The sequence below is a fragment of the Nocardia sp. NPDC004123 genome (assembly GCF_053603795.1).
The window spans coordinates 144,931-158,304 of sequence record NZ_JBSGGG010000005.1 but is presented as its reverse complement, the minus strand read 5'-3'; the positions used below and the strand labels follow the sequence as shown (position 1 = coordinate 158,304).

General features: G+C 71.8%; 1 protein-coding gene. It reads right to left on the bottom strand.

Annotated elements, in window-relative coordinates; all coding sequences use genetic code 11:
- Positions 1-34: 34 nt before the first annotated feature.
- Positions 35-13,345 carry an amino acid adenylation domain-containing protein gene (locus ACWEQQ_RS08860; protein WP_452347817.1) on the bottom strand — a complete coding sequence of 4,437 codons (13,311 nt, stop codon included), beginning with the start codon at positions 13,343-13,345 and terminating at the stop codon, positions 35-37.
- Between the last annotated feature and the right edge of the window lie 29 nt (positions 13,346-13,374).

Genomic DNA, 13,374 nt, shown 5'->3' with positions numbered 1-13,374 from the left:
ACGTTTGTTGTATCGGGTTTGCCACTGTCGATGTTCACGGCGTCCCTCCCAGGTGTGCGTCGAGAATGCGTGCGATGGCCGCGAGCGCGTGCGGTGCGGTGAGTTCGTCGTGGCTGACGTCGATGTCGTGGTTGCTGATGGTCCCGGTGATCCACGGTCGCCAGCCGGCGGGCCCGAAGATGTCGGAGGTGTGCACGGTGGCGCTGAAATACAGTGCGTCGCCATGGAATACGGGCCGCTGGTAGCCGGTGCGGGTGGCGGCGGAGGCGTTGTAGGAGGCGGCCATGCGTTCCAGGGTCTGCGCGTCGACCAGGCTGACGCCGCCCATGCGGTCCCGGATCATGGCCGCGGCCTGTCCGGCGCTGGTGTCGGCGGGGATGTCGGTGATCCCGAAGACCGAGCCGAAAGCCGCGACGAAGGAGCCGGCGGTGAGCTTGTCGATGCTGTCACCGTCGATATCGGTGCTGTCCGCGTCGAGCAGGGCCAGGGTGCCGACCTCGTCTCCGGTTGCCGCTAGCTGGGCGGCCATTGCGTGGGCGATCAGGCCGCCGAAGGACCATCCGAGCAGATGATAGGGGCCGCGCGGTTGCAGTCGGCGAATTTCGGCCACGTAGCGCGCGGCGAAGTCGGCGATGCTGCGGGCGTGCGGTTCACCGGACAGGTCGGGGGCCTGCAGGCCGTAGATGGGACGACCGGGGTTCAACACGTCGGCCAGGCCGAGGTAGGTCCAGGCGATGCCGGAGGACGGATGGATGCAGAACAGGGCGGGCTCGTCGCCGCCGGGCCGGATCGGCAGCACCACGTCCAGGCCGAGTCCCGGCGGCGAATCCGCCCGGATGGCAGCGAGTTCGGCCGCGGCCTGCTGGTCGCGCAGATACTGGCGTTCGGCCTCGGCGGCGAGCTCGGCGGCCGGTGAGGTGGCGAAATAGGCTGCGGCGGCGAGCGCGTCGGTCCACAGGTGGGCCAGCATGGTGATCTCGTGGCGGGGCAGCAGGGTTTCGGGGAAGGTGAAGGCGGCCTGTAGACGGTCCCCGGCCACGACGGCATTGATCTCGATCTCGGCGGTGACGGGCACGTCGGCATGCTCGGTGGCGTGCAGGTCGCCGAACTCGTCGGTGGGCAGCCAGCCGAGATCTTCGAGCCCGGCCGGAATGTCGGCGGTGGCGTAGCGGCCGAGGTAGTTGAACCCGATGCGGCCGGGCACCCGGTCGGGCAGTTCGGCGGCGGTCTCGGGGTTGAGGTAGCGCAGCATGCCGTAGCCGATGCCCTTGTCCGGCACGGACATCAGCTGGTGTTTGACCGCCCGGATGGCCGTGCCCATGGCCGGTCCGCCGGCGAAGGCGTCGCGAATCGGGATGTCGGACAGGGCGAGTCGCACCGGGTACACAGTGGTGAACCAGCCGATGGTGCGCGACAGATCGGCTCCCGGAACGATTTCCTGCTGTCGCCCGTGCCCTTCGAGCCGGATCAGCACCGCCGCGTCGGGTTCCATGCGCCAGCGCATGACGGCCAGCGTGAGCGCGGCCAACAGGGTGTCCTCGACGGTGCCGTCGAACAGTGCGGGCAGGGTGGTGAGCAGGGCGGTGGTGACGTCGGCGTCGAGTTCGATCTCGACGGTGCGGACGGCCGGCACCCGGTCGACGGCGGGATCGAGCGCGCGCGGCCCGATCGGCGGGTCGGGGGTGGCGGCCACCTCGCGCCAGTAATCCAGTTCGGCCGTGCGGGTTTCGCGTTGCGCGGCCTCCTCGAGCGCGTGCGCCCAGCGGCGCAGGGAGGTGCCGGTCGCCGGCAGGATCGGTGGCGTGTCCCCGCTGATCTGCGCCCAGGCGGCGATCAGGTCCGGAATGAGGATGCGCCAGGACACGCCGTCGATGACCAGGTGGTGGGCGACCAGGATGAGGCGGCCGCGGCGGTCGGCGGGGCTGCCCGGGGCCGGGTCCAGCCACACCAGCTGCAGGACGGTCCCGGTGGCCGGGTCGAGGCGGCCGAGCGCGGAATCCAGTTCGGTGACGGCGTATTCGCGCAGGTCTACCGCATCGGCGGTGTCGAATTCGATCCGATGCAGGAGCGTGTCGACATCGACTGCGCCGGGTTCGCGGATGCTCATCCGCCAGTCGCCGTCCGCGTAGGCGAGCTGGGCGCGCAGGGCGTCGTGGTGGTCCACGACGGCGGTGACGGTGGCGACGAGCTGCTCGCGCCCGATGCCCTGCGGCAGTTCCAGCACCGCGGTCTGCGCGAATCTGCGGTGGTCGCCGCCGCGTTCGAGCATCCAGCGCACGATGGGGGTGAGCGGCAGCTCGCCGACTCCGCCGCCGGGCAGCTCCGCGAGGACGACGGTCTCGCCCGCGGCCGCCGCGAGCGCGGCCAGCGCCGCGACGGTGCGATGCTCGAAGATCTGCAATGGCGTGAGTTCGATGCCGCGCAGCCGGGCGCGGGAGACCAGCTGGATGGCCAGAATGCTGTCGCCGCCGAGGGCGAAGAACGAGTCGTGCACGCCGACCCGGTCGCGGCCGAGCAGTTCGGCGACGAGTTCGGCGAGCACGGTTTCCAGCTCGGTGCTCGGTGCCCGGTATTCGGTCGCCGCCTCGAACACCGGCGCCGGCAGCGCCTTGCGGTCGAGCTTGCCGACGGCATTGAGCGGGATGGCGTCGAGCACCACGAACGCGGTCGGCACCATATAACCGGGCAGCCGGTCGGCGGCGTGGGCGCGCACGGCGGCCAGGTCGACCTCGCACCCCGGCTCCGGCAGCAGATACGCCGCGAGCGCGGTGGCGCCGCCGGGTCCGGGAACGCCCAGGGTGACGGCGAATTCGACGCCCTCGGCGGCGGACAGCGCGGCATCGATCTCGCCGAGTTCGATGCGCTGGCCGCGCACCTTGACCTGGAAGTCGGTGCGGCCCAGGTATTCCAGGCGCGGTTCGTCGAGGTAGCCGGTCCAGCGCACCAGATCGCCGGTGCGGTAGAGCCGTTCACCGGGCCGCCCGTACGGGTCGGCGACGAAGCGGGCCGCGGTGAGACCGGGTCGCGCGTGATAGCCGCGCGCCAGGGCCGGTCCGGCCAGGTACAGCTCCCCGGCCACACCCATCGGCACCGGGCGCAGGCGATCGTCGAGGACGAGGGTGCCCGCACCTCGGATCGGAGTGCCGATGGTGACCGGCTGCCCGGCGGTCAAGGGTTCGGAAGCCGTTGCCCAGATGGTGAATTCGGTGGGCCCGTAGAGGTTGATCAGTGTGCGCCCGCTCGACCACCGGGCCACCAGGTCCGGGCCGATGGCCTCGCCGGCCACTGCCAGCACCCGCACGCTGGACACCGCCTCCGGGTCCAGGGTCGCCAATGCCGACGGCGTGATCACCAGGTGCGTGACACCCTGCGCCGCAATGAGATCCGACAGCGCCTCGCCGCCGAACACCTCGGGCGGGGCGACCACGGCGGTGCCGCCGGACCCGAAGGCCATGAGCGCCTCGAAGGCCGAGGCGTCGAAACTCGGTGAGGCGACCTGGAGTACGCGGCAGTGCTCACCCAGGCCCAGCAGTTCCCGCTGGGCCCGCACGAGGTCGGCGATGCCGCGATGCGAGACGGAGACGCCCTTGGGTGTGCCGGTGGACCCGGAGGTGTAGATGAGCCATGCGGGCTGATCAGGGTACGTGGTCATGGCACGGATCCGGCTCTGCCCCACTGCGATCCGCACGCTGGAGGCGGCGGGATCGTCGAGTACCAGCCAGCCGACGTTGTCGGGCAGCAGCGGCCGGTGGGCGCTGGTGGTGAGCCCGAGCACCGCACGCGAGTCGGCCAGCATGTGATCGATGCGGTCCAGGGGGTGACGCGGGTCGATGGGCAGGAAGGCCGCCCCGGCCTTGGCGCAGGCCCAGATCGCGGTGATCAGTTCGACGCCGCGCGAGAGGGCCAGCGCCACAATTGTTTCCGATCCCGCTCCGGCGGCCGAGAGCTGCATGGCCAGCCGCTGGGAGGCGGTGTCCAGCTCGCGATAGGACACCGCGCGCCCGTCGGCGATGATGGCCGGGCACAGGCGGTGGGCGGTGGCGGCGGCCCGGAAAACCTGGGCGAGTGTGGTGATCCGTTGGTGGCTCGGGCCGCGCAGCGGCACCAGGGCGGTCCGTTCGGCGGCGTCGAGCAGGTCGATATCCGACAGCCGGACCCCGGGGTCGGCGGTGACGGCGGTGAGGATCCGCTGCCACCGGGTCACCAGCCGCGCGGCGGTGGCCTCGTCGAACAGGTCGGTGGCGAAGGTGAGCGTGCCGTCGAGCCCGGCGGCCTCGGTGCCGGGCAGCGGGGTGCGCAGATCGAAGGTCAGGTCGAACTGCGAGGCGTCCCGCTCGATGGGCTCGACCGTCACCCGCAGACCGGGGAATTCGACGGTCGGTGGCTGGAAGTTCTGCAGCGACAACGACACCTGGAACAGCGGATGCTGGGCTGTCGACCGCGGCGGGTCCAGGACCTGCACCAGCCGCTCGAACGGCACCTCCGCGTGCGCGAAGGCGTCCAGATCGGTGGCCCGCACCTGCGCCAGGAACTCCCGGAACCCGGTGGCGGGATCCACCGGTGTGCGCAGGGCGAGCGTATTCACGAACATGCCGACCAGGTCGTCGAGGGCCGCCTCGCCGCGCCCGGCCACGGCGGTCCCGATCAGAATGTCGGGCGTGCCGGACAGCCGCGACAGCAGCACCGCCAGCGTCGCATGCAACACCATGAACAGGCTGGTGTCGGTCGCGGCCGCCAATTCGGTGAGCGCAGCGTGCAATCCGGCGTCGAGCCGGAACTCCAGATCCGTGCTCCGCAGGCTCTGCACCGCCGGTCGCGGCCGGTCGGTCGGCAGCTCCAGCACGTCGGGCGTCGCCGCCAGCCGTTCCTTCCAGTACCGAATCTGCTGTGCGGCACGCGATTCCGGATCGGCCTCGTCGCCCAGTAGTTCCCGCTGCCAGATCGAATAGTCGGCGTACTGCACCCGCAACGGCGGCCGCTCGGCTTCCGCGCCGCCACTGCGCGCGAGATACGCCGTCACCAGGTCGGTGGCCAGCGGTGCCATGGAGGCCCCGTCCGCGCTGATGTGGTGCACCACCAGCACCACCACGTGCACCTCGGCCGGGCCGGTCAGCCGGAGCACACGGACCCGCAGCGGGGCTTCGCGGGTGAGATCGAAACCCGCCCCCGTGCTTTCGGCAATGGCCGCGCGCAGGTCCGGGCCGTCGTCCGTCTCGGCGAAGCTGATCTGCGGCGCGGCCGCTTCGGCGCCGAGCACCACTTGCCGGGGGCCGTCCGCGTCGGCGGGGTAGATGGTGCGCAGCGATTCGTGCCGGGCGACCACGTCGGCGACCGCCGCGCGCAGGGCCGCAGTATCCAGCTCGCCGGTCAGGCGCAGGGCCGCGGTGATGTTGTAGGCGGCGGAGCCCGGGTCCAGGCGATTGAGGACCCACATCCGTTGTTGCGCCGGGGACAACGGGATTCGGTCCGGGCGGATGCGCGGGGCCAGTACCGGCAGCCCGGGAGTCTCGGTGCCGGGGACGATGCGGGACGACAGTTGCGCGACGGTGGGCGCGTCGAAGAGGTCGCGCAGGGCGATGGTCGCGCCGAGGGCGGCGTTCACCCGGGCCACCACGCGGGTGGCGGTGAGCGAGTTGCCGCCGAGGTCGAAGAAGGAGCGGTCGATGCTGACGCGCTCGGCGTCGAGGACGTCGGCGAAGACCTGGGCGACGGCCGTTTCGACGGCGGTGCGCGGGGCCAGGTAACGCTGGTCGAGGGTCGCGAAATCCGGTGCGGGCAGCGCATTCCGGTCGAGCTTGCCGACCGGGGTCAGCGGCACATCGTCGAGTGCGATCAGGTAGCTCGGCACCATGTAGCCCGGCAGCGCGGCGGCGACGCGGGTGCGCAGCAGTTCGGTGTCGAGGGTGTGCCCGGCCGCGGCGACCACGTAGGAGACCAGCACCGTCTGCCCGCCCGGGCCGGGGCAGCCCAGGGTGGCGGCGTAGTCGACCTGCTCGTCGGCGGCCAGCACCGCGTCGATCTCGCCGAGTTCGATGCGCAGGCCGCGGATCTTGACCTGGAAGTCGCTGCGGCCCAGGTATTCCAGCTCCAGCTGTGCGCCGTCGGGTGTCTTGACCTCCACCCAGCGCACCATGTCGCCGGTGCGGTACATGCGCGCGCCGGGCGCGGCATACGGGTTGGCGACGAAACGGGCGGCGGTGAGCCCGAATCGGTTGAAGTAGCCGCGCGCCAGTGCGGGCCCGGCCAGATACAGCTCCCCCGTCACCCCGATGGGCACCGGCCGCAGCCAGCCGTCGAGTACCAGGGCGGCCGCGCCGCGAATGGGCGCACCGATGGTGATCGGTTCGCCCGCCAGCAGCTCACCCGGCCCGGTGGCCCACACGCTGAATTCGGTGGGGCCGTACAGGTTCACCAGGCGCCGCCCGGCGGACCAGGCGGCCACCAGTTCGGGCCCGGCCGCCTCACCGGCCACCGAGAGGCAGCCGAGTTCGTCGAGTCCCGCCGGATTCATGGTGGCCAGTACCGACGGCGTGATGACCGCGTGTGTCACCCCTTCGGTGCGCAGCAGTTCCTCGAGTGCGCTGCCGCCGTACACATCCGGCGGCGAGATGACCAGCCGCCCGCCCGCGCCGTGCGCCATGAGCAGTTCGTGCACCGAGGCGTCGAAGCTGGGGGAGGCCACCTGCAGGGTGCTGGAGGTCTCGTCCAGGTCCAGCAGACTCTGCTGCGAGGCAACGAGATTGGCGAGTCCACGATGGCTCAGCAGCACCGCCTTGGGCTTGCCGGTCGAGCCGGAGGTGTAGATGAGGTAGGCGGTCTGGGCCAGGTTTATGGGCCCGCCGCGTTCGGCGTCGGTGATGTGCGCGTCGGACACCGTCATGACCCGGCGGATGGTGTTGAGGTCGTCGAGCAGCAGCCAGTCGATACTGCCGGGCAGGGTCTCGCCGACCGCGCACACCGTCACCCCGATGGGCGCGCGGGAGTCGCTCAGGATGTGCTCGATGCGCTCGACCGGATAGCTGGGGTCCAGCGGCAGGAACGCCGCCCCGGTCTTGGCCAGCGCCCACACCGCCACCACGGATTCCACCGACCGGGTCAGGGCCAGCACCACGAAGCTCTCGCGGCCGACCCCGCGCCGCAACAGGACTCGCGCGAAGCGGTTGGACCAGGCATCGAGGTCGCGGTAGGTCATGCTGAGGGCGCCCGAGCTGAGGGCGATGCCGTCCGGATTGACACGCGCGCCCGCGGCCAGGATGTCGGGCAGGGTGCGCAGGGGGCTGGGCGTGCCGCCGCGGACGGGCAGCAGCTGGGTGCGTTCGATCGGATCGCAGTGCTGCAGTTGCGCGGTGCGGCGCTCGGGATGGTCGGCGATCTGGTCGAGCAGCAGCACGAACCGGTCGAGCAGCCGGCGCGCGGCGGCCTCGGGCAGCTCATCGGCCATGAATTTGACGGTGATGGTGAGGCTTTCGCTACCGTCGGAGGCGCGCTGCGGGATCACCATGAGGTTCAGTGGGTAGGGGGTGGCGTCGGTGCCGGACACGTCGAGGATCCGCATGCCCGCGATATCCAGTGCGCGCGAGAGGGTTTCGCGGTCGATGGGATAGGACTCGAAGACGGTGAGGGTGTCGAACAGCTCGGGCAGCCCGACCGCCCGGTGGATGGCGGCCAGCCCGACGTGCTGGTGGTCCAGCAGCCGCGCCTGCTCGGCCTGCACCCGGGCCAGCAGATCGCCCACGCGCTCACCGGGATCCAGCCGCACCCGCACCGGCAGGGTGTTGATGAACAGCCCCACCATCTCCTCGACCCCGGCCAGCTGCGGCGGCCGCCCGGAGACGGTGCCGCCGAACACCACGTCGGTGCGGCCGGTGAGCATGGTCAGCAGCAGCGCCCACGCGGCCTGCACGGCGGTGTTCACCGTGGCCCCGGCGGTGCGCGCGGTGTCGGTGAGCCGTTCCAGTCGCGCCGTGGTGAATTCGGCCGAGACCATGCCGGATTCGGTCGAGGTGATGCCCGCGAGGGTGGGCACCGCGCGGGTCGGTGCGTCGACCCCGGCCAGCGCCTCGGTCCAGGCCGCCAGGGACGCGGCGTCGTCCTGCTGATCGAGCCAGGCCAGGAATTCGCGATACGAGTGTGCCGGAGCCTGCGCGATCTCGTGCCCGGTGACCGCGGCCAGGTAGCCGGCCAGCAGCTCGCGCACTACCAGCGGCGTGGACCAGCCGTCCAGGGCCAGATGGTGATTGGTCATGAGCAGCGTGTACGCCTCGGGTTCGGTGCGTACCAGGCTGAAGCGCAGCAGCGGCGGCCGGGCGAGGTCGAAGCGGGTGCCCGCGTCCACGGCGATGAGCCGGGCCAGCTCCCGCTGCCGTTCGGCCGGTTCCTCGATGGTGGTGAGATCGATGTCCTGCCAGGGGATCTCGGCCTCCCCGAGCACCAGCTGCCGGGGGCCGTCGGCGGTCTCGACGTAGGCCACCCGGAGCACCTCGTGCCGAGCCGTCAGCGCCGCCGCGGCCGTGCGCAGCCGCCCGGCATCGACCCGGCCGGCCAGCGACAGCCGGGTCTGGACGGTGTACCCGTCGGCGGTGTCGGTGTCGTAGCGGGCGTGGAAGAGCAGGCCGTACTGCAGCGGCGACAGCGGCCAGACCTCGGTGAGGTCCGGGTATTCCCGCTCCCAGGCGTCGATCTGCGCCTGATCCACCGTGACCAGCGGGAAGTCCGAGGGCGTGTGCCCGCCGGCTCCGGTGTGCCGGGCATGGGCCACCAGCGCGGTGACCGCCCGCCCCCACAGCCGGGCGAACTCCCGCACCTGCCCGGGCGTGAGCAGCCGCGACGCGTAGGCCCAGGTCACCTCGAGGCCGGCGGCGGTGTGGAAGGCATTGATGTCGATGACCGCCGCCAGCGGTGCGCGATCGTCCTGGGTGGCGGCGAATCTGACCGGCACCCACGGGGTTTCCTCGCCGCCCGGATGTTCCACCCCCGCGCCCGTGCGGCCGAGATAGTTGAAACTGATCTGCGGCGTGGGCGAATCGTCGAGCCGGTTGGGTCCCGTGCCGAGGTAGCGCAGCATGCCGAAGCCGACGCCCTTGTCGGGAATCGCCCGCAGCTGCTCCTTCACCGCCTTCAGTGCCGCGCCCGCCGCGGGCCCGCCCCGGAAGGCGTCGTCGAGGTCGAGGTCGCCGAGGTCGAGCGCCACCGGGAACACGCTGGTGAACCAGCCGATGGTGCGTGAGATGTCCGCACCCGGCAGCACCGATTCCTCGCGTCCGTGCCCCTCCACGGTGAGCAGCGTCCGGCGGGTGCGCCGCCAGCGGCTCGCCGCCAGCGCCAGCGCGGTGAGCAGGGCGTCGTCGAGTCCGCAGTGGAAGCGCGCCGGAATGAGTTCCTGTGCGGCCGTGGCGGTATCGCTGTCGATGACGGTCCGCAGCTGGCCCATGGTGGCCACGGTGTCGAGCTCCGGATCCAGGGCCCGGGTGCCCAGCCGCGGGTCCGGTGTGGTGAGGATCCGCCGCCATTGCGGGATCTCGGCCGCGCGCGCCGGGGTCTGCTCGACCTGCCCGTGCGCCCAGCGCCGGAACGAGGTCCCCACCGGCGCGAGCGGTCCGCCCGCCCAGGCGGTGGCCAGATCCGGCAGCAGGATGCGCCAGGACACGCCGTCGGTGACCAGGTGGTGCAGCACCGCCCACAGCAGTGGCGGGGCGTCCTCGCGGTCGATGAGCACGAAGCGGGCCACGATGCCGGCGGCGGGATCCAGCAGGTCGGCCGCACGCTGCAGTGCATCCTCGCCGTCGGTGCCGGGTGCGGCGGTCACGGTTTCGATGAGGGCCCCGGCCTCGATCGTGCCGGGCGCGCCGACCCGCCACTCCCACGGGCCGCTGCCGTTCGCGGGCCGGTGGGTGAGGGTGCTGCGCAGCAGGTCGTGCCGGTCGAGCAGGGCCTGCACCGCGGCCGTGAGCCGGGATCGGCCGGCTTCGCCGGAGGCGAAAGTGTGTTCAGCGCCGGAGGCGAAAGTGTGTTCAGCGCCGGAGGCGAAAGTGTGTTCAGCGCCGGAGGCGAAAGTGTATTCAGCGCCGGAGGCGGAAATGTCTTCAGCGCGGGGGAGCGGAATCAGCACGGCCTGAGCGAATCTGGGCCAGGTCTCGCCCTGCTCGAGCATGGCGTGCACGATCGGGGTGAGCGGCACCGGGCCCACCGCGCCGCCGGGCAGCTCCTGGACCACCGGGCCGGTCACCTCGGTGGCGACGACGGCCAGCGCCGCGACGGTCTTGTGCTCGAACACATCCCGGGCCCGCAGCCCGAGTCCGGCCGCCTTGGCGCGCGCCACCAGCTGGATGGCCACGATGCTGTCGCCGCCGAGGGCGAAGAAATTGTCGTCCGCCGCAACCGATTCCGCCCCGAGCACCGCGGCGAAGACCTCCGCGAGCGCACGTTCCCGCTCGGTGGCTGGCGCGCGACCGGCGCGGGGGCCGGATCCGAAATCGGGTCTGGGCAGCGCGCGGCGATCCACCTTGCCCGCCGGGGTGAGCGGCAGCGAGTGCAGCACCATCACGACCGACGGCACCATATGTGCCGGAAGTGACTGGGCCACAGTGGCTTTCACCTGCTCCGGCGCGACCACCGAATCGGCCGCCAGCACATAGGACACCAGCGCGGTCGCACCGCCGGGCGTGGTCGCGCCCACCGTGACCGCCATCTCGACCCCCGGATACCGCGCCACCGCGGCGTCCACCTCGCCGAGTTCGATACGGAAGCCGCGCACCTTCACCTGGGTGTCGCCGCGGCCCAGGTACTCCAATTCCCAGCGGCCGCCGCGCCGGCGCCACCGCACCAGGTCGCCGGTGCGGTACATGCGCGCGCCCGAGTCGAACGGGCTGGCCACGAAACGCTCGGCGCTCAGGCCGATGCGCTGGTGGTAGCCGCGGGCCAGACCCGGCCCGCACAAATACAGTTCACCCGTCACGCCCGGCGGCACCGGACGCAGCCACGGATCGAGGACGACCGCACCCATGCCCCGCGAGGGCGCGCCGATCGTAATGGGATCGCCGGGGGCGAGCGGGGCGCTCAGGGTGGCGGTGACGGTGGCCTCGGTCGGGCCGTAGCCATTGATGACACACCGCCCGGCCCAGCGGACCGGCAGCTCGGGCGGGCATGAGTCGCCGCCCACCACCACGGTGCGCAGCCGCGGCAGCGTGTCCGGTTCCAGCGAACCCGCCACGGCCGGTGTCACATTCAGGTGGGTGACCTCCAGGTGCCGCAGCACCCGCGCCAGCTCGTCGCCCGCGTAGGCGGCCGGCGGCACCACGGCCACCGTCGCGCCGACCGCGAGGGCGACCAACAGCTCCTCCACCGAGATGTCGAAACTCGGCGAGACCGCGTGCGCCACCACGGCATCCGGTCCGACGCCGAATGCGGCGCCCGAACCGGTGACCAGATTCGTCAGGCCGCGATGGGTGACGGCGACGCCCTTGGGCAGCCCGGTCGAGCCGGAGGTGTAGATGAGATAGGCGACCTGGTCCAGGTGCAGGGGCGCGCGCCGGTCGGCATCGGTGATCGGACCGGAATCGCTTGCGGCGATGAGTTTCTCGGTGGCCGGGTCGTCCAGCACCAGCCACTCGACCCGATCCGGCAGGGCCGCCCGGGAACCCGCCACCGTCACGCCCGCGACCACGCCGCTGTCGGTGAGCATGTGCTCGATGCGGTCGACCGGATAGCCGGGGTCGACGGGCACGAACGCCGCGCCGGTCTGGGCGACCGCGCACATGGCCAGCACCGACTCCGCGGAACGCGGGATCGAGATCGCCACCGTGCGTTCCGGTCCGGCCCCCGCCGCGATCAGCACCCGGGCCAGCCGGTCGGTGTACTCGGTGAGCTCACGGTAGGTGAACGCGGTGCCGTCCACCCGCAGGGCGATGGCCGACGGGTCCCGGCCCGCCCCCGCCGCGAGGATCTCGGGCAGCGTGCGCGGACCGGCGCCGTCGCGGCCCTGTGCGGGGGCCAGTTCGGCGCGTTCGGTTTCGGAGAGCGCGGTCACCGCCGCCAGCGGTTGTTCGGCGCCACCGGCCAGGAAGCGGTGCAGGAACTCCAGGAAGCGCGCGTGCAGCACCGCGAGTTCGGGCTCGTCGTAGCGGTTCGGATTGGCCTGGAAGTCGATGTGCGTGCGTTCCGCGCCGCCGCCCGGATAGACGTTCACGAACAGGTCGTCGATGAGGCCCGAGGTCAGCACGTGCAGCTGCCCGGTGACCCCGCCCAGGCGGATGCGGGTGTCGGCGAGCATGAGATTGACCGTCGGGCCGAAGCCCGCCACCTCGTCCATGGCCCAGCCGAGGTCGCGGATGATGTCCTCCTGCCGGTACCGCTGGCGGCGCAGCGCGGCGGTGAGCTCACCCTGGGTGGCGCGGACGAGATCGCCGACCGTGGCGGTGGGGGAGGGACGTAGCCGCAGCGGCACCACATTGGCGACCATGCCGCCGGAGCGGCGCAGGACGGCGGTGGTGCGGCCGGACACCGGCAGGCTCAGCACGATCTCGCCCGCCCCGGTCATGGCGCCGACGTAGGCGGCGAAGGCGGCCACCACGACCGGCGCCGGACTGGTGGACAGGGCGGTGGTGAGCGAATCCAGCAGGGCCGCCGTGGATTCCGGCAGTGTGCCGCTGAGCAGGCGGGGGTGGGCGTCGACCGCGCCGGTGCGCTTGCCCAGCTGCGCCGGTTCGGGCAGGCCCGCCAGATGCGCGCGCCAGTACTCCCGGTCGGCCTGGAGCTTGTCCGAATCCCGGTATGCCGCATCGGCTTCCACGATGCGCTGCAACGGTTCGGCCCGGCCGGGCGGAATCTCGTGCCCGGCGGCGGCCTCGTTGTAGATCTCGGAGGTGCGCTGCAGCATGGTGAGCGCGCCGACGCCGTCGATCAGGATGTGGTGGAACCGCGAGTACCAGTACCAGTGGTCCGGGCCCAGGCTCAGCATGGCGATCAGGCACAGCCGGTCGCGGGTCAGGTCCAGTGGCGCGGTGTATTCGGCGTGCATCCATGCCCGGGCGGCGGCCACCGGATCGGGCGCGTCGCTCAGGTCGACGGTGTCGATCGTGTCGTCGAGCGTGGTGTCCACGAGCTGCCAGGGCAGCTCGTCGATTTCTGTCAGGCGCAGGTATCCGGTGCCGAACTCGCGCCCGGCGCGGCGGATCGCGTCGGCGAGCAGTTGCACGTCGACGGGGCCGGTGAGCTCCACGTACTGGGCGATCGAGACGGGCGTGTCACCCGCCAGCTGCTGGGCGAACCAGATGCCGCGCTGGGCCGCCGAGAGAGCGAAGGCCGCGGACGAATCAGGGGTGGATGTGGACAGGGTGCTGAAAACCATTCTGAAACATCCTGCGGGCGATATTGATT